At 57.7% G+C, this 16541-nt stretch carries 17 protein-coding genes and 1 tRNA gene; 8 read left to right on the top strand and 10 right to left on the bottom strand.

What is annotated here, in order from left to right:
* Window positions 1-32 precede the first annotated feature (32 nt).
* From NKJ21_RS08495 to NKJ21_RS08480, 4 genes are read left to right on the top strand one after another with little or no spacing between them, the layout of a single operon-like run.
* On the top strand, window positions 33-341 hold the full coding sequence (locus NKJ21_RS08495) for a superoxide dismutase (RefSeq protein WP_004151785.1): 309 nt from the start codon (window positions 33-35) through the stop codon (window positions 339-341).
* 2 nt (window positions 342-343) lie between these two features.
* Complete coding sequence (locus tag NKJ21_RS08490) at window positions 344-907, top strand: NAD(P)H-dependent oxidoreductase (protein WP_022064931.1); 564 nt, start codon at window positions 344-346, stop codon at window positions 905-907.
* Window positions 908-927: 20 nt separating this feature from the next.
* Window positions 928-1947: an aldo/keto reductase gene (locus NKJ21_RS08485; protein WP_008806403.1), complete on the top strand. Its 1020-nt coding sequence runs from the start codon at window positions 928-930 to the stop codon at window positions 1945-1947.
* A 32-nt stretch (window positions 1948-1979) separates the two neighbouring features.
* Window positions 1980-2783: a carboxymuconolactone decarboxylase family protein gene (locus NKJ21_RS08480; protein ID WP_094917347.1), complete on the top strand. Its 804-nt coding sequence runs from the start codon at window positions 1980-1982 to the stop codon at window positions 2781-2783.
* A gap of 360 nt (window positions 2784-3143) precedes the next feature.
* On the opposite strand, the gene NKJ21_RS08475 is transcribed toward NKJ21_RS08480, so the two are convergent.
* A complete protein-coding gene (locus tag NKJ21_RS08475) occupies window positions 3144-4073 on the bottom strand; it encodes a LysR family transcriptional regulator (protein ID WP_110197622.1) in 930 nt (309 codons plus the stop codon).
* Window positions 4074-4202: 129 nt separating this feature from the next.
* On the opposite strand from NKJ21_RS08475, the gene NKJ21_RS08470 reads away from it, so the two are divergent.
* Window positions 4203-5591, top strand: a complete 1389-nt coding sequence (locus NKJ21_RS08470) for an MFS transporter (RefSeq protein WP_254732861.1) — start codon at window positions 4203-4205, stop codon at window positions 5589-5591.
* 167 nt (window positions 5592-5758) lie between these two features.
* Here the strand turns inward: NKJ21_RS08470 and NKJ21_RS08465 are convergent.
* Window positions 5759-5832, bottom strand: a tRNA-Gly gene (locus NKJ21_RS08465).
* Between the two features lie 80 nt (window positions 5833-5912).
* Window positions 5913-6626, bottom strand: a complete 714-nt coding sequence (actS, locus tag NKJ21_RS08460; protein ID WP_072125660.1) for an amidase activator ActS — start codon at window positions 6624-6626, stop codon at window positions 5913-5915.
* A gap of 313 nt (window positions 6627-6939) precedes the next feature.
* Here actS and idi point away from each other — a divergent pair, with 313 nt between their 5' ends.
* A complete protein-coding gene (idi, locus tag NKJ21_RS08455; protein ID WP_032733796.1) occupies window positions 6940-7494 on the top strand; it encodes an isopentenyl-diphosphate Delta-isomerase in 555 nt (184 codons plus the stop codon).
* A gap of 235 nt (window positions 7495-7729) precedes the next feature.
* Here the strand turns inward: idi and lysS are convergent, their stop codons facing one another.
* From lysS to xerD, 5 genes are all read right to left on the bottom strand, one after another.
* A complete protein-coding gene (gene lysS / locus NKJ21_RS08450) occupies window positions 7730-9247 on the bottom strand; it encodes a lysine--tRNA ligase (protein WP_008806422.1) in 1518 nt (505 codons plus the stop codon).
* A 9-nt stretch (window positions 9248-9256) separates the two neighbouring features.
* A protein-coding gene (gene prfB, locus NKJ21_RS08445) for a peptide chain release factor 2 (protein WP_012540595.1) occupies window positions 9257-10355 on the bottom strand; the annotation gives its coding sequence in 2 pieces (ribosomal slippage) (window positions 9257-10279 and window positions 10281-10355; 1098 coding nt in all).
* Between the two features lie 85 nt (window positions 10356-10440).
* Window positions 10441-12174, bottom strand: a complete 1734-nt coding sequence (gene recJ / locus NKJ21_RS08440) for a single-stranded-DNA-specific exonuclease RecJ (protein WP_111460188.1) — start codon at window positions 12172-12174, stop codon at window positions 10441-10443.
* A 5-nt stretch (window positions 12175-12179) separates the two neighbouring features.
* Window positions 12180-12893: a bifunctional protein-disulfide isomerase/oxidoreductase DsbC gene (gene dsbC / locus NKJ21_RS08435; protein ID WP_008806425.1), complete on the bottom strand. Its 714-nt coding sequence runs from the start codon at window positions 12891-12893 to the stop codon at window positions 12180-12182.
* A gap of 22 nt (window positions 12894-12915) precedes the next feature.
* Complete coding sequence (xerD, locus tag NKJ21_RS08430) at window positions 12916-13812, bottom strand: site-specific tyrosine recombinase XerD (protein WP_008806426.1); 897 nt, start codon at window positions 13810-13812, stop codon at window positions 12916-12918.
* A 100-nt stretch (window positions 13813-13912) separates the two neighbouring features.
* Between xerD and fldB the strand changes: the two genes are divergently transcribed.
* Window positions 13913-14434, top strand: coding sequence for a flavodoxin FldB (gene fldB, locus NKJ21_RS08425; protein WP_008806427.1), 522 nt, complete (start codon window positions 13913-13915; stop codon window positions 14432-14434).
* Between the two features lie 6 nt (window positions 14435-14440).
* Here the strand turns inward: fldB and NKJ21_RS08420 are convergent, their stop codons facing one another.
* Both NKJ21_RS08420 and sdhE read right to left on the bottom strand, forming a co-directional pair.
* Complete coding sequence (locus NKJ21_RS08420; RefSeq protein WP_002916310.1) at window positions 14441-14851, bottom strand: protein YgfX; 411 nt, start codon at window positions 14849-14851, stop codon at window positions 14441-14443.
* On the bottom strand, window positions 14832-15098 hold the full coding sequence (sdhE, locus tag NKJ21_RS08415) for an FAD assembly factor SdhE (protein WP_002916312.1): 267 nt from the start codon (window positions 15096-15098) through the stop codon (window positions 14832-14834). Before sdhE ends, NKJ21_RS08420 begins: the two co-directional genes overlap by 20 nt.
* 245 nt (window positions 15099-15343) lie before the next feature.
* On the opposite strand from sdhE, the gene ygfZ reads away from it, so the two are divergent.
* The gene (ygfZ, locus tag NKJ21_RS08410; protein WP_008806428.1) at window positions 15344-16327 is read left to right on the top strand and encodes a tRNA-modifying protein YgfZ; all 984 of its coding nucleotides are present in this window, start codon (window positions 15344-15346) and stop codon (window positions 16325-16327) included.
* Window positions 16328-16541: the final 214 nt, after the last annotated feature.

Here is a 16541-nt window from a genome sequence, read left to right as displayed (position 1 = left end):
TTCCCGCTGATAACGACTTTCCGGAGACAACGATGCGAATTTTATGTCTGGATATCCCTGCGCCCGGCGCGACGCTGGAACACTATGCGCCGCACCTTACCGCGGAAGCCCTGCATGCCTGGGGACTGTATAAGTCTGGCTTTATCCGCGACATCTATTTCCGTCAGGACCGACCCGGCGTCGCTATTTTCCTCGAATGCGACACCGTGGAAGAGGCGAATAACGTCATGGCCGAATTTCCGCTGGCAAAAGCGGGCTTATTAACCTTCGAGTGTATTCCACTCGGCTCGTTTATTAGCTGGGAAAATCTCTTCTCAGCCGAATTTAAACATCAGGAGTAACGATGGGAACGCCTCATATCCTTATCGTTTCCGGACATCCGGACCTCAACCATTCCATCGCCAACGCCACCATCCTCGACGAGGTAGAGACCGCCCTGCCCGACGCGGAAATCCGCCGTCTGGACAGGCTCTATCCGCACGGCAACATCAACATCAGCGCAGAGCAGGAAAGCCTGCTCAGGGCCGATGTGATTGTCTGGCAGTTCCCTTTTTCCTGGTATGGGCTGCCCGGGTTAATGAAACAATGGCTGGACGAGGTCTTTGTTCACGGCTTCGCTCACGGCTCAACGGCGAAACTGGGCGGTAAAAAACTGCTTCTCTCTTTCACCACCGGGGCGCCGCAAGCGCTCTACACCACTGACGGTTTCTTTGGCCACGCCATTGAAGAGTACCTCCTTCCTTTCGAGACCACGGCCAGGCTGTGCAATCTTGAGCTGCTGGCGCCAGTTTATACCTGCGGCATCAGCTACGCCGACCGGGATGCCGACAAAATCGCCCAGCAAAAAGCGCGTGCCCGGGAGCACGCGGCCAGACTGATCGCGCAGCTGAAAACTCTGGTGGAATAATCCAAAGGGAGAAAATAACGATGCAGTATACCCGGCTCGGTAAAAGTGACTTACTGGTCTCCCGCATCTGCATGGGATGTATGGGGTTTGGCGATCCGTTGACGGGTCAGCATCGCTGGACGCTGGACGAAACAGCAAGCCGGGACATCATTCGCTACGGCCTCGAAAAGGGCATCAATTTTTACGATACCGCTATCGCCTATCAGAACGGCTCCAGTGAGCGGTACGTTGGCCGGGCGCTGCGGGAGATGGCAAAACGCGAGGAGGTGGTGCTGGCCACCAAGTTTCTGCCACGAACCGCTGCCCAGATAGCCGAGGGGATCAGCGGAAAAGAGGCGATAGCCCGCTCGCTCGACCAGAGCCTGCGAAACCTCGGGATGGACTACATCGACCTCTACATCTACCACATCTGGGATCACAACACCCCGGTTATCGACGTGCTGGAGGCGCTGCACACCGCCGTGACCGCCGGCAAGGTGCGCGCGATTGGCATTTCCAATTGCTATGCCTGGCAGCTGGCGAAGGCGAACGCCCTTGCTGAACGCGAAGGGCTGACGCCCTTTGTCTCCATGCAAAGCCATTACAACCTGATTATGCGTGAAGACGAACGAGAACTCTTCGGGCTGTGCGCAGAAGATAATATCGCCATGACCCCCTATAGCGCGCTGGCCAGCGGCCGTCTCTCGCGTTTAGAAGGCTACACGCGGCGAGCGGTGGAAGATGATTATGCCCGGGGCAAATACGACGGCACGGCAGAACAGGACCGGATCATTATTGCCCGCGTCGCCGAACTTGCCGAACGGCATCAGGTCTCCATGACCGAAATCTCGCTGGCCTGGCTGCTGACTAAAGTCACCGCCCCGGTGGTCGGCGCCACGCAAAAGCACCATGTTGACGGTGCGGTCAGCGCCGTGAACCTGCGGCTCAGTTCTGAGGAGATCCGCTATCTGGAAGAGGCCTACCAGCCGCACGTTCTCACAGGCGTGATGGCGCAAAACACGCCGCAAGCCAAAGACCATCCTCAGGTGTGGACGCGGTAACCCTCTGTCCTGTTCAGCAGGGAGAATAAAACATGAAAAACGTGATTGCCGCGGCAGCCTTGTCGCTTGTGCTGTCTGATTTTACTTATGCCAACGAACAAAGAGATGAAGCTATGATGAAAATTCCCCCCTCCACCCTTGTGGACGCTGATATTCACGCGGTCTCACCGGCGCTGGCGCGCTTCGGCCGCGAGGCCATCAGCAACGACCTCTGGCAACGTGACGCCCTGTCCACCCGCGACCGCAGCATCGTGACTGTGGCCATGCTGATTGCCCGCAACCAGCCAGGCGAGCTGAAGCACTATATTGAAGTCGCTCTCGATAGCGGCGTGACGCCAGCGGAAGTATCAGAGATCATTACCCATCTGGCGTTCTACTCAGGTTGGCCCAATGCAATGTCAGCCGTCAGCGTGACCAAAGCGATCTTTGCAGCCCGCGGCATCACGGCAGAGGCCCTGCCCGCCGCCTCGCCAACGCTGCTGCCACTCAATGAACAGGTAGAGAAACAGCGTGCAGAGACCGTGGAAAAAAATGTCGGCCCCATTTCGCCTGGCCTGGTTAAATTTACCGCCGACCCGCTGTTTCTCGACCTCTGGCAACGGCCCGCGCTTACGCCCCGCGACAGAAGTCTGGTGACGGTCAGCGCGTTAATCGCCGCCGGACAGAGCGCGCAGATTGGCTACCACCTGAACAGAGCCATGGATAATGGGCTTTCGGCTGAAGAGGCCGGAGAAGTAGTCGCCCAGGCGGCGTTCTACGCGGGATGGCCAAATGCGTTTACCGCCGCCCCGGTGGTCGGCGAGGTATTGCGATCGCGCGAAAGCAAAACTGAATAAAAAAGAATAAAGGACAGGGAAGCTGTCCTTTATTTATCGTTAACTGTTAATTTAAAGGTACCAGGAGGGCTTTCGATTAGGTCTCGCGGAAAGAACATAAACGGTCTATCGAAGTATGGAGACTTCGATAGTGAGTCTGTTCACATCGCTCATTGAGAAAATTTCCGTTCCGTATGCCGTCATGAGTCTCATCCTTTGAAAGCAGCGATCGCTGTGGCGAGACGGTAGCGCGGACATGTCTATTTGGTCAGAGATGGACATCTCAATTTAGCTACTACACCGCTACTTCGCTTTATTTTTTATATTAAATATCAATAATTTGAATTATTCATTTAATATAAATTGATGTTATAGCAATCGCTATACAGGCTCCTTAGTCATGACTGACCTCCCCACACCGCATATCGCAAGAATTTGCTCTCTCAGCCAGCGGTGACCGGGGTCGCGTTCCATTCTGGGGTGCCACATCTGCGATACCGTAATACGACGGCTTTTGAACGGCAGCTCGAAAACATGTACCTGGTCCGTTACCTGCTGATTGAGTAAATAGAGTGCGGGTATCATGGCGATAAGATCCGATTCCAGCGCCACGGACAGGGCTGTCGGAAATCCCGGTACGACGCTCGCAATTTTACGTTTTGTCCCCAGTTCGGCCAGCGCATCGTCGACGGATCCGTGCAACGCGCCATCGGGTGACGCTACCACATGGCCCCAGGCGACATAATCACCCACGCCTATTTCTGCCTGCTTAGCCAGCGGGTGCCCTTTACGCACGACGCCAACAAACCGATCCTCAAACAGTCGTTGCAGCCGTATTTCTGGCCCCATATTACTCTGAACGCCAATCTCCAGATCAACCAGCCCTTCCCGAAGATAGCGCGACGTTTTTTCCGGCTTAGGCGCGAAGCGTATACAGACGTCCGGCGCGGCGTCGGCAACCGCTGCTATGAGCGCAGGCCCAAACGCCACCACAAAACCATCGTTTGCCCTGATGGTAAAAAGACGCGCCAGACTTCTCGCGCTGAACGTTTCCATTGAGGGCTGCAATACCGCCCTGGCCTCGTGCACTGCACGCCTGGCGCGATCCCGGGTCGCTTCGGCCCACGGGGTCAGTACCATGTTACGCCCGGCGCGCACCAGGATCGGGTCTCCTGTGACATCGCGTAACCTGCTTAACGTCCGGCTCATGGCCGAGGTGCTGAGGTTCAGACGACGTGCCGCACCTGCGACACTCGCTTCACTCAGCAATATGTCGAGTGCTACCAGCAAATTAAAATCGGGATCAGACATTACCCTTCCTCCCAGCACATTAAGATAAGGCGTTTGATGCAACAATAAAGTGAAAGTAGTGCGCCTTCCGCCCAGTAAAAGCCATCTTTATAGTTTTGTCATCCATACACTCTTCTCAGAGGACAAATGATGACGCTCTTTTCCAGCCAACCCGGCGACGAAGGACTGCCTGGCCCGGCGCGTGCACGGGTGATGGCCGCAATAATGACCACCACCTTAATGGGCGTGTTTGATGGCACCATGATCAACATTGCCCTGCCCTCAATGGCTCAGGAGATGCAGGTACCTGCCAGTATTGCCGTCTGGTTCGCCAACGGGTATCTGCTGGCGGCTGCGATGACGCTGGCGATATTCGCGGCGCTTGCGGCCCGTCTGGGTTATCGCCCCGTATTTCTGGCGGGCCTGACGACCTTTACCCTGACATCACTGGGTTGCGCGCTGGCGAATAAGCCCGAAGTGCTTATCGGTATGCGCGTGCTTCAGGGGATCGGCGGCGCGGCGACGCTGAGTATTGCCCCCGCAATACTCAGGTCCGTATTTCCCGGACGATTACTTGGCCGCATTCTGGGGTTCCATGCCCTGCTCATTGCCTCCAGCTCCGCTATCGGCCCGGTTTTGGGCGGTACGATCCTTCACACCCTTAGCTGGCAATGGCTGTTTGCGATAAACGTTCTTCCCGGCACCCTCGCCTTACTGCTGGCGGTCAGAGCGCTGCCGCGGGATGCGATCCGTATGCAGGCGCCCTTCGACACCGTGGGCGCCATATTGTCGGCGCTGCTGTTGGGTTCGACGATCATGGCGGCGAACAGCCTACAGGACGCTACTTATCAATTCGGCAGCCTTTGCTGGATGGCTCTCGCTGCGCTGAGCGGCATGGCTTTTATCTGGCAAATCCGCCGCACGGATCATCCCTTACTGCCGCCGACCATGTTTAAAAATGAACGTTTTACCCTCGCGGCCTTCACGTCGATGATTGCTTTTGTCAGCCAGGGGATCACCTTTATTGCGCTGCCCTTCCTGTTTCAGAGCGAATACGGCTACAGTCCGGTAGTGTCTGCCCTGCTGTTTACGCCGTGGCCGTTAGGGATCGTGCTGATTGCGCCGCATGCAGGCCGTTGGGCGGACACGATATCAGCCCCGGCGATATCCACCCTGGGGCTGGTGATTTTTGTCGTCGGTTTGATCCTGCTGGCGACGTTACCCGCCGGCCCTTCAATGTGGGATATATGCCTGCGAAGTCTGGTGTGCGGAATAGGGTTTGGCTGCTTTCAGAGTCCCAATAACCGGGAAATGCTCTCAAACGTTATTCGTGAGCACGCGAGTTATGCGTCCGGTGTTTTATCCATTATGCGCACTTTCGGGCAGTGCCTGGGAGCCGCCGCCGTAGCCGTTCTGCTGGCAGCAGATGAAAGGTCAATTCATGTTGCGCTGTGGAGCGCTGCCGCGGCCTCTGCGGTATCGGTCATCGTCAGCGCGAGCCGGTTGCGTAAAATTACTCATCCTGCGGAAACAGGATAAATGCGAAAATATCACTAAACGCGACTACTCCAGCGCCAGCAGCGCAAAACGCTGATCCCGCAACCAAAGTGGAGTCCTCCGTCGGAGTTCAATAGACTGACAGAAAGCTATAACCGCTGATTTTTCAAGGGAAAATTGAGTTGGGTAGACTTCAGGAGACTGGAGTTTGGAGCGGGCGAAGGGAATCGAACCCTCGTATAGAGCTTGGGAAGCTCTCGTTCTACCATTGAACTACGCCCGCGAAGAGGTGCGAGAAGCATTATAGCCCTTACGCACCCTGTGACAAGCCTGCCAGATGCTGACTGGCGATAAAATAACCTTTTAGCACTTAGGTTTACTGCCCTGCGGCGGCAGATAGCGCAGCGGATCGATGGCCGTGGCCCGATAGCGGATCTGGAAATGCAGGCGCACAGAGTCGGCATCCGTACTGCCCATGGTGGCAATTTGCTGGCCGGCCTTCACGCTCTGGCCATTATTCACCATCAGCTTATCGTTGTGGGCGTAGGCGGTGATGTAATCCTCGCTGTGCTTAATCATGATCAGGTTGCCATAGCCGCGCAGCTGGTTGCCGACATACACCACCTTGCCCGCCCCGGCGGCATACACCGGCTGCCCGCGGGTCCCGGCAATATCAATGCCCTTATTGCCGCCATCGGCGGTGGAATAAGGCAGGACCACTTTGCCACTGGTCGGCCAGCGCCAGCAGCGCTGTCCCACCGGCGGCCAGGAGGATTGAGGTACCGCAGATGAAGGGGTGACCGCCGCCGTGCGCGTAGAGGAAGATTTTTTCTTCGTCGTCTTTGACGAACTGCTGCCGTTAAGCTTCAGCTTCTGCCCCACTTCGATGGTGTAAGGCGGGGAGATGTTATTCAGACGAGCCAGATCGCGAACGCTGGTGCCGGTGGTGCGCGAGATGCCGTACAGGGTATCGCCACGTTTGACGGTGTAGGTGGCACCGGAGTCGGAGGTGCTGGAGCAACCGGCCAGCACCAGGCTTGTCGCCAGCATCAGTGTCATATAAAAGCGTTTCATCATCAGGCATCCTGCACTTAACACAACCACTTACCTCGCAATCAGGGCGAATATCATACCAGCCCGCGGCGCAGGGCGTCATCCCTGAAGGCTAACAGATGACCCTCTGGCATCACGTTCGGCCAGCGACGGAAAGATTCACGTTCATACCGCACGTCGTGGAGGGCACGCCCCGCAGTCCCAGGCTGCCGCTCGCAGACCAGCCTCCAGGGCTTGTTTTGGTAATGCCTTTCTCCCATTTATGGGCTACCCTAGTGGCCTGAGTACATGACCCGGCGGGTTTGTGCCGGGTCATTTTTTATTTTCAGGAGTCGTCATGGCCGGGGAACACGTCATTTTACTGGATGAGCAGGATCAACCTGCCGGTATGCTGGAGAAGTATGCCGCCCACACGCTTGATACCCCTTTACATCTCGCGTTTTCCTGCTGGTTGTTTAATCAGCAGGGTCAGTTTCTGGTCACCCGTCGTTCGCTGGGCAAAAAAGCCTGGCCCGGGGTGTGGACTAACTCGGTCTGCGGACACCCCCAGCAGGGCGAGACCTTCGAGCAGGCCGTCACGCGCCGCTGCCGCTTCGAGCTCGGCGTGGAGATCGCCGATATCGCGCCGGTTCACCCGGCCTTCCGCTACCGGGCGGTCGCCCCCAACGGCATCGTTGAGAACGAAGTGTGCCCGGTGTATGCCGCGCGCGTGGTCAGCCAAGTGCAGCCTAACGACGATGAAGTCATGGATTATCAGTGGGTTGACCTGGCAACGATGTTAAGCGCGCTGGCCGCCACGCCGTGGGCGTTTAGCCCGTGGATGGTACTGGAAGCGGAAAACCAGGACGCCCGCCAGGCGCTGATCGATTTCGTTGCGCGTCTGCGCGGGTAAGCTGACTATTCTCCAGGCCAGGCGCAGCCCTGTGCCTGTCATTAATGCCTGGCGGCGCTACGCTTGCACAGGCCTACGGTTCTGCGCCATTGCGTAGCCCGGATAAGGCGTTTATACCGCTATCCGGGATCCCCTGGCTTGCGCTGCACTGAGCCGGACTACGTCAGGCTTCGGCCCTCACATCAGACATAAAAAAACCCGGCAAGCCGGGTTTTTTGTATTTCGCGAAGGGCGATTATTTCTGCGGACGCATCGCCGGGAACAGGATCACGTCGCGGATGGTGTGGCTGTTAGTGAACAGCATGACCATACGGTCGATACCGATACCCAGACCAGCGGTCGGCGGCAGGCCGTGTTCCAGCGCGGTGACGTAGTCTTCGTCGTAGAACATCGCTTCGTCGTCGCCGGCGGCTTTCGCATCAACCTGATCCTGGAAGCGCTGCGCCTGATCTTCAGCGTCGTTCAGCTCGCTAAAGCCGTTACCGATTTCACGGCCGCCGATAAAGAACTCGAAACGGTCGGTGATTTCCGGATTCACGTCGTTACGGCGCGCCAGCGGAGAAACTTCCGCCGGGTATTCGGTGATGAAGGTCGGCTGAATCAGATGCGCTTCCGCCACTTCTTCGAAGATCTCGGTCACGATACGGCCCAGACCCCAGCTCTTCTCAACTTTTATGCCGATGGACTCAGCGATCGCTTTCGCGGAATCGAAGTTATCCAGATCCGCCATCTCGGTTTCCGGACGGTATTTCTTGATAGCTTCACGCATGGTCAGTTTTTCAAACGGCTTGCCGAAGTCGAACACCTGGTCGCCGTAAGGCACTTCAGTGTTGCCGAGGATGTCCTGCGCCAGGGTGCGGAACAGGGATTCGGTCAGCTCGATCAGATCTTTGTAATCCGCGTATGCCATATAGAGTTCCATCATGGTGAACTCTGGGTTATGACGAACGGAGATCCCTTCGTTACGGAAGTTACGGTTGATCTCGAAGACGCGTTCGAAGCCGCCAACCACCAGACGCTTGAGGTACAGTTCCGGCGCGATACGCAGGTACATGTCCAGATCCAGCGCATTGTGATGGGTGATGAACGGACGCGCGGAAGCACCGCCCGGGATCACCTGCATCATCGGGGTTTCCACTTCCATAAAGCCGCGGCCAACCATGAACTGACGAATACCCGCCAGGATCTGCGAACGCACTTTGAAAGTGTTGCGAGATTCATCGTTGGAGATCAGATCGAGGTAACGCTGACGATAGCGCGCTTCCTGATCCTGCAGGCCGTGGAATTTGTCCGGCAGCGGACGCAGGGCTTTGGTCAGCAGACGCAGCTCGGTGCAGTGGATGGACAGCTCGCCGGTTTTAGTCTTGAACAGCTTACCGCGGGCGGCGATGATGTCGCCAAGATCCCATTTTTTGAACTGGTCGTTATAAACGCCTTCCGCCAGGTCATCACGCGCGACGTATAGCTGAATGCGGCCGCCAACGTCCTGCAGGGTAACGAAAGACGCTTTACCCATAATACGACGGGTCATCATGCGGCCAGCAACGGCCACTTCAACGTTCAGCGCTTCCAGCTCTTCGTTTTCTTTCGCATCGAAGTCAGCGTGCAGTTGGTCAGAGGTATGGTCACGACGGAAATCGTTCGGGAAAGCGACGCCCTGCTCACGCAGCGCGGCCAGCTTCTCACGGCGGGTTTTCAGTTCATTATTAAGGTCAATTGCCGCGTCAGCGCCCTGTGCTTGTTGTTCAGACATGTTGGTTCCTCATAACCCTGCTTTCAAACTTGCTTCGATAAATTGGTCCAGGCTGCCGTCGAGCACCGCCTGAGTGTTGCGGGTTTCCACCCCGGTACGCAGATCTTTAATACGCGAGTCGTCCAGCACGTAAGAGCGGATCTGGCTGCCCCAGCCGATGTCGGACTTGTTGTCTTCCATCGCCTGCTTCTCGGCATTTTTCTTCTGCATTTCCAGCTCATAAAGCTTCGCTTTCATCTGCTTCATGGCCTGGTCTTTGTTCTTGTGCTGCGAACGGTCGTTCTGGCACTGTGTCACCAACCCGGTCGGAATGTGGGTAATACGCACCGCGGATTCCGTACGGTTAACGTGCTGTCCACCGGCGCCGGATGCGCGATAAACGTCGATACGCAGATCGGCCGGGTTAATTTCGATATCGATATCGTCATCCACTTCCGGATAAACGAACGCCGAGCTAAAGGAGGTATGACGACGGCCACCGGAATCGAACGGGCTCTTACGCACCAGGCGGTGAACGCCGGTTTCCGTACGCAGCCAGCCGTAGGCGTAATCGCCAATGATTTTGATGGTCACGGATTTAATGCCCGCAACTTCACCTTCGGATTCTTCGATGATTTCGGTCTTAAAGCCGCGGGCTTCCGCCCAGCGCAGGTACATGCGCATCAGCATGCTGGCCCAGTCCTGGGCTTCGGTGCCGCCGGAACCGGCCTGAATATCGAGGTAGCAGTCGGCGCTGTCGTATTCGCCGGAGAACATGCGGCGGAACTCAAGCTGTGCCAGCTTCTCTTCCAGCCCGTCCAGCTCAGCAACCGCTTCGTTGAAGGTCTCTTCGTCTTCGGCTTCAACCGCCAGCTCCAGCAGACCAGCCACGTCTTCCAGCCCCTGGGACATCTGATCCAGGGTATCCACAATGGCTTCCAGAGAAGAACGCTCTTTACCCAGCGCCTGGGCGCGTTCAGGTTCGTTCCAGACGTCCGGCTGTTCCAGCTCGGCGTTTACTTCTTCGAGACGCTCTTTCTTGGCATCGTAGTCAAAGATACCCCCTAAGAACGTCGGAGCGCTCCGTGAGGTCCTGAATGCGGTTTTTTACCGGATTTATTTCAAACATGGTCGGTTTCTTTTAATGGATTTGTCAAAATGCGGTGATAAGAGCGGAATTCTACCGGATTCGCGCCCTTATTCATACACTGTTGTCAATTTGGCCAGAGGTGATCGATGATCAGCTGCAGGCTGCGGTTGCCGCGGAACTCGTTGATGTCGAGCTTGTAGGCTAACTGCACTTCGCGCACGCCGTTGTCCGGCCAAATGGAAGTATCAACGTTGAAAGCAATACCGTCCAGCAGCGGGCCGCCGCCAACCGGTTCGACCATCACTTTCAGGTGACGCTCGCCCACCAGCCGCTGCTGCAGCAGGCGAAAACGGCCATCAAACAACGGTTCCGGGAACATCTGCCCCCATGGTCCGGCATCGCGCAGCATCTGCGCCACTTCCATGCTCATCTCCGTCGCCGCCAGCGGGCCGTCGGAGACCACCTCGCCCTGCAATAATGCGGGATCCAGCCACTCAGTCACCAGTTCGCCGAAGCGCTGTTGAAACTCCTCAAAGCGCGCCTCTTCCAGCGATAAACCCGCCGCCATAGCATGGCCGCCGAACTTCAGGATCAGTCCCGGATAGAGCGTATCCAGGCGCTCCAGCGCATCGCGCATGTGCAGCCCCTGAATAGAGCGGCCGGAACCTTTCAGCGTGCCGTCGCCGGTCGGCGCAAAAGCGATAACCGGGCGATGGAAGCGCTCCTTAATGCGTGATGCCAGAATGCCGACCACCCCCTGATGCCACTGCGGATGGTACATCGCCAGCCCGCCAGGCAGGGTGTCGCTGCTACGTTCCAGTTGCTGACACAGGGTCAACGCTTCGGCCTGCATCCCCTGTTCAATCTCTTTACGCGTCTGGTTGAGCGCATCAAGCTCATTGGCTAACACGCGCGCTTCGCCGATGTTATCGCACAGCAGCAGCGCCACGCCGACGGACATATCATCCAGCCGCCCCGCCGCATTGAGGCGCGGCCCAAGGGCGAAACCGAGGTCGCTGGCCGCCAGTTTTTGCGGGTCACGGTTGGCAATTTCCAGCAGCGCTTTAATGCCTGGCCGACATTTGCCGGCGCGAATGCGGCTTAACCCCTGCCAGGTCAGGATGCGGTTGTTGGCATCCAGCGGCACGACGTCCGCGACGGTGCCCAGCGCCACCAGATCCAGCAGCTCGGCAAGGTTCGGCGCGGCTATGCCGCGGGCGTCGAACCAGCCTTTATCGCGCAGGAAAGTACGCAGCGCCAGCATCAGATAAAACGCCACCCCCACCCCGGCCAGTGATTTCGACGGGAAGTCACAATCGCGCAGGTTAGGGTTAACGATGGCCTCGGCCGCCGGTAGCGTCTCGCCCGGCAGGTGGTGATCGGTCACCAGCACCGGAATGCCCAACGCATGGGCGTGATCGACACCGGCATGTGACGAAATGCCGTTATCAACGGTCATGATCATCTGCGCGCCGCGAGCGTGCGCCTGATCGACCACTTCCGGGCTTAAACCGTAGCCGTCTTCAAAACGGTTGGGCACCAGATAGGAGACGTTACCGTAGCCCAGCGCGCGTAGCGCCAGCACGCTAAGGGCGGTACTGGTGGCGCCGTCGGCATCAAAATCGCCGACCACCACAATATGTAACCCTTTCTCGAAAGCCTCATGCAGCATTTCAACCGCTTTTTCAACGCCGGTGAGCTGCGTCCACGGCAGCATGCCTTTGACGCTGCGCTCCAGCTCCTGCGCGCTGCGCACGCCGCGGTTGGCATACAGCCGCTGCAGCAGCGGCGGCAGGTCGGCAGGGAGATCGACGCCGTCAACCGCCTCGCGGCGGCGTAGTTGTATCTGTTGTTTCACGCGAATCAGTTACCGCTTGTCTGTTTTTTATGCTCGTCGAGGAACGCTTTCAGCTCTTTCGGCCCCTGATAGCCCGGCAACACCATACCGTTGCTGAGAACCATCGCCGGGGTGCCGTTGACGCCCATTTGCACGCCGAGGGTGTAATGTTTGGCGATATCCACATTGCAGCTTGCCGGCTGCACGCCTTTGCCGTTCATGGCGTCATCCAGCGCTTTGTTGCGATCTTTCGCACACCAGATGGCCTTCATGTCCTGCTCGGCCTGGCTCTGCAGCCCCTGGCGCGGGAAGGCCAGATAGCGCACGGTGATGCCCAGCGCGTTGTAGTCGCTCATCTGCTCGTGCAATTTATGGCAGTAGCCGCAGGTGATATCGGTGAAGACGGTGATGACGTGCTGCTCCTTCGGCGCTTTATAGACAATCATCTCGTTGCTCAGCGCGTTCAGCTTACCGACCAGCAACTGGTTGGTGACGTTGACCGGCTGCGCGCCGCTCACATCGTACATCGGCCCCTGGATGATGTGTTTGCCATCGTCGGTAACGTACAGGACGCCGCTGTCGGTCAGCACCGTGCTCATCCCGGAAACCGGCGACGGTTGGATATCGGTACTCTGCACACCCAGCTTCGCCAGCGACTGTTTGATCGCCGCGCTATCGGCATGCGCCGCGCCGGAAAGCGAGGCTGCCAGCAGAGTGAACATCAATAAACCTTTTTTCATACTCAGTCCTTTTGTTCAGCACTCACGCCCGCGGGTGGTGCTGTTGATGAAGTTGTCGCAGACGCTCGGTCGCCACGTGGGTGTAGATCTGCGTGGTGGAGAGATCGCTGTGTCCTAACAGCATCTGCACCACGCGCAGGTCGGCGCCGTGATTGAGCAAATGCGTGGCGAAGGCATGGCGTAATACGTGCGGGGAGAGTTTCGCGCTGTCGATCCCCGCCAGGACGGCATAGTGTTTAATGCGGTGCCAGAAGGTCTGACGCGTCATCTGCTGTGCGCGCTGGCTGGGAAATAAGACATCCGACGCCACGCCATTCAGTAGCCACGGGCGACCATATTCGAGGTAATTTTCTACCCACATTACCGCCTCTTCACCCAGCGGCACCAGCCGTTCTTTGTTGCCTTTACCAATGACCCGTAACACGCCCTGACGCAGGCTGATATCGCTCATCGTCAGGCCAACCAGTTCCGAGACGCGCAGGCCGGTGGCATACAGCACTTCCAGCATCGCCTTATCGCGTAACTCCAGCGGCTGCTCCACCAGCGGCGCCTGCAGCAGACGTTCAACCTGCGCCTCGCTGAGATCCTTCGGCAACCGCTGCGGTAGCTTCGGCGAAGCCAGCAGCGCGCTGGGATCGTCCGGGCGAATTTTTTCCCGGTACAGATGCTGGAAGAACCGGCGCACGGCGCTGAGCAGACGTGCGGTGCTCGTTGCTTTGTAGCCGCCGGTTTGCCGCTCAGCCAGCAGCGCCTGCAGATCGTCGCTGCCGACGCTGGCCAGCGACAGGCCGCGATGGTGCAGCCACTCGACTAACATCGTCAGATCGCGACGGTAAGCGCTGAGCGTATTCTCCGCCAGATTCCGCTCCAGCCAAAGGGCATCGAGAAACTGTTCGATTTGTGCCAGATCCTGTTTCACATCGGCCTCTTTGTTCGTTATAGGGTCTCATTATGCCTTAAGAGGCCGCCTTTCTGGTACACTAGGCGCAATTCACGGCAAGAATTGAGACGTTTACGCGATGAATATAGGTCTTTTTTACGGCTCCAGTACCTGCTATACCGAAATGGCTGCGGAGAAAATCCGCGATATCATCGGCCCTGAGCTGGTGACGCTGCACAATCTGAAAGACGATTCCCCCGCGCTGATGAGCCAGTACGACGTACTGATCCTCGGCATCCCGACCTGGGATTTCGGCGAAATTCAGGAAGACTGGGAGGCGGTCTGGGAGCAACTGGATACCCTGGACCTGGAAGGCAAAATCGTCGCACTGTACGGCATGGGCGATCAGCTGGGCTATGGCGAATGGTTCCTTGACGCACTGGGCATGCTGCACGACAAGCTGGCGACCAAAGGCGTGAAGTTTGTCGGCTACTGGCCAACCGAAGGCTATGAGTTCACCAGTCCAAAACCGGTTATCGCCGATGGCCAACTGTTCGTTGGCCTGGCGCTGGATGAAACCAATCAGTACGACCTGAGCGACGAGCGCATCCAGAGCTGGTGCGAGCAGATCCTCGGCGAAATGGCCGAACACTTCTCCTGACGCCGCTTACTCCTGCGCCGGTTTTTGCAGCACCAGCCGGCGCAGATCGCGCCATTCTCCGGCATCCATGCTATCCGCCGCCAGCCACAGATGCTGCCCGCGCCGGGTATCGACATGGCGTAAACGCAGCAGCATACCGCTATTGATGACCCACGGCGTCCCGAGGATCTCCCATTCGGCGTTTTGCCAGCGAAGACGGGAATCGGTGAGCAGTTTTATCTCTCCGCGACGGGCATGGATCCGCCGCTGGCTGCGTACGCAGTCAAACACTACCAGCGACAACAGCAGCAGCCAGATCGGGGTGTAGCTTAGCGGCCAGGGAACCAACAGCACCAGCGCCGCCACAACGCCGTGGAGCAGCAGGGAAAACCACTGCGCGCGCCAGGAGATACGGAGATCAGATTGCCACAGGACCACGTTCCCGATTCCGTGTCTGAATTAAGGTTACCATCCGCTGCAGCTCCGCATCGGCCGGTTTGCCGTGGTTCATCAGCCAGTTGAACAGATCCGGATCGTCGTTTTCCAGCAGGCGAATGAACAGCTGTTTGTCAGCGTCGCTGAGGGTATCGTACTCATACTCAAAGAACGGCATGATGGAGATGTCGAGTTCGCGCATCCCGCGGCGGCATGCCCAGTGGATACGTGCTTTATTGTTAATGTCCATGTTGACCTTCCAGCAGCAAAATATAGGTTAGTTTAACCCGTTTTCTGCCGTAACTTTACAGGAATATCGCTGAATGCGAGCATCCTTCCATAAAAACCATAAAATAATGATGGGCTTATTGATTCCCTGCGTCAGGCGGCTGTCTCACGCCAGCGCACAAATGGCCTGTTGAAAGCACTTGCAATGCACTATAGCTCTTTTACCATTGGTCACACACACTGCGTTAAGCGATTCAGGATATGACTATGGCTTTTACACCTTTTCCTCCGCGTCAGCCTTCCTCTTCCGCTCGTCTGCCGTTAACGCTGATGACCCTGGATGACTGGGCGCTGGCGACGATTAGCGGGCCGGATAGCGAAAAATATCTGCAGGGGCAGATTACCGCCGATGTGAGCAATCTCACCGATGCTCAGCATCTGCTTGCCGCCCACTGTGACGCCAAAGGCAAGATGTGGAGCAATCTGCGCGTATTCCGCCGCGACGGCGGCTTCGCATGGATCGAGCGCCGCAGCCTGCGCGACGTACAGCTGACCGAACTGAAAAAATATGCCGTCTTCTCTAAAGTCACCATCGCCGCCAACGACGATCTGGTTCTGTTGGGGGTGGCCGGCTTCCAGGCGCGCGCCGCGCTGGCGCCGCTGTTCGCTGCCCTGCCCGACGCGGCCGCCCCGGTGGTCAGCGAAGGCGCCACCAGCCTGCTGTGGTTTGAACATCCAGGTGAACGCTTCCTGCTGGTGACTGATGTCGACACCGCCAATCGCGTTACCGATGCGCTGCGCGGCGAAGCGCAGCTCAATAACAGCCAGCAGTGGCTGGCGCTGAATATTGAAGCCGGTCTGCCGGTTATCGACAGCGCCAACAGCGGGCAGTTCATTCCGCAGGCGACCAACCTGCAGGCGCTGGGCGGTATCAGCTTCAGGAAAGGCTGCTACACCGGTCAGGAGATGGTGGCGCGGGCGAAATTCCGCGGCGCCAATAAGCGTGCGCTGTGGACGCTGTCAGGGACCGCCAGCCGGGTGCCGGAAGCGGGGGAAGATCTGGAGCTGAAAATGGGCGACAACTGGCGCCGCACCGGGACGGTGCTTGCGGCGGTTCAGCTGGATGATGGCCAGTTGCTGGTGCAGGTGGTGATGAATAACGATATGGAGCCGGACAGCATCTTCCGCGTGCGCGACGATGCCGGAAGCCTGCGCATCGAACCGCTGCCCTATTCGCTGGAAGACGTGTAATAAAGCGTTATGACTCCCGGCTTGCGGCGCTCGCGCCTTAGCCGGGCTACTTGACTGCAAATACCGTAGCCACGGTAAGCGTAGCGCCACCGTGGGATTTCCAGGCCGCAGATAACCGTAGCCACAGTAAGCGCAGCGCCACCGTGGGATTTCCAGGCGGCAGATAACCGTAGCCACAGTAAGCGCAGCGCCACCGTGGGATTTCCAGGCGGCA

This window comes from Klebsiella sp. SWET4, assembly GCF_024296565.1.
Classification (GTDB): Bacteria; Pseudomonadota; Gammaproteobacteria; order Enterobacterales; family Enterobacteriaceae; genus Klebsiella; species Klebsiella variicola.
The sequence above is the reverse complement of the archived record's forward strand: the minus strand, read 5'-3'. Positions and strand labels throughout refer to the sequence as shown.

Excerpts from the sequence above, each read along its gene's own strand:
- NKJ21_RS08495 (WP_004151785.1), top strand. The coding sequence starts at position 33 with ATGCGAATTTTATGTCTGGATATCCCTGCGCCCGGCGCGACGCTGGAA.
- NKJ21_RS08490 (WP_022064931.1), top strand. The coding sequence starts at position 344 with ATGGGAACGCCTCATATCCTTATCGTTTCCGGACATCCGGACCTCAAC.
- NKJ21_RS08485 (WP_008806403.1), top strand. The coding sequence starts at position 928 with ATGCAGTATACCCGGCTCGGTAAAAGTGACTTACTGGTCTCCCGCATC.
- NKJ21_RS08480 (WP_094917347.1), top strand. The coding sequence starts at position 1,980 with ATGAAAAACGTGATTGCCGCGGCAGCCTTGTCGCTTGTGCTGTCTGAT.
- NKJ21_RS08475 (WP_110197622.1), bottom strand. The coding sequence starts at position 4,073 with ATGTCTGATCCCGATTTTAATTTGCTGGTAGCACTCGACATATTGCTG.
- NKJ21_RS08470 (WP_254732861.1), top strand. The coding sequence starts at position 4,203 with ATGACGCTCTTTTCCAGCCAACCCGGCGACGAAGGACTGCCTGGCCCG.
- actS (WP_072125660.1), bottom strand. The coding sequence starts at position 6,626 with ATGATGAAACGCTTTTATATGACACTGATGCTGGCGACAAGCCTGGTG.
- idi (WP_032733796.1), top strand. The coding sequence starts at position 6,940 with ATGGCCGGGGAACACGTCATTTTACTGGATGAGCAGGATCAACCTGCC.
- lysS (WP_008806422.1), bottom strand. The coding sequence starts at position 9,247 with ATGTCTGAACAACAAGCACAGGGCGCTGACGCGGCAATTGACCTTAAT.
- dsbC (WP_008806425.1), bottom strand. The coding sequence starts at position 12,893 with ATGAAAAAAGGTTTATTGATGTTCACTCTGCTGGCAGCCTCGCTTTCC.
- fldB (WP_008806427.1), top strand. The coding sequence starts at position 13,913 with ATGAATATAGGTCTTTTTTACGGCTCCAGTACCTGCTATACCGAAATG.
- sdhE (WP_002916312.1), bottom strand. The coding sequence starts at position 15,098 with ATGGACATTAACAATAAAGCACGTATCCACTGGGCATGCCGCCGCGGG.
- ygfZ (WP_008806428.1), top strand. The coding sequence starts at position 15,344 with ATGGCTTTTACACCTTTTCCTCCGCGTCAGCCTTCCTCTTCCGCTCGT.